The organism is Streptomyces sp. NRRL F-2664, from assembly GCF_000719345.1.
GTDB lineage: Bacteria > Actinomycetota > Actinomycetes > Streptomycetales > Streptomycetaceae > Streptomyces.
On sequence record NZ_JOFX01000374.1, the window covers coordinates 1 to 424 of the forward strand.

Genomic DNA, 424 nt, shown 5'->3' on the forward strand with positions numbered 1-424 from the left:
CCTTGGCGCGTTCGCGGCGCTGGGCGGCCAGGACGTCGGGGTGGCGGGCGTTGGCGTTGCGCCACCGTAGGTAGTCCTGGAGTCTGCGGGCGAGCACGGTGTGGTTGGGATGGTTCGAGGCGCCCAGGACGAAGTTCCGCAGGGGCCCGAACTGGGCCTCGATCGGGTTGGCCCATGACGCGCTGGTCGGCGTCAGGCACAGCTCGACCTTGTTCTTCTTCGCCCAGGTCCGCACTGCCGGGGTCTTGTTCGCCGAGAGGTTGTCCATGATGACGCAGACGGGGGCGCCGTCGGGTCGGGCAGCCCGGATCGACTTCAGCGCCGAGAGGCTGTGGTCGCCGCCCTTGCGGCGCCGGGTCACGCCCCACAGCTGGTCATCGCCCATCGAGTAGCAGCCGTGGAAGTAGCGGATGCCGTGGGTGCG

General features: G+C 69.8%; 1 protein-coding gene. It reads right to left on the reverse strand.

What is annotated here, in order from left to right; genetic code table 11:
* Positions 1-424 (reverse strand): transposase (locus tag IF89_RS0136165; protein ID WP_030777770.1); only part of this gene is annotated, 424 nt, incomplete at both ends.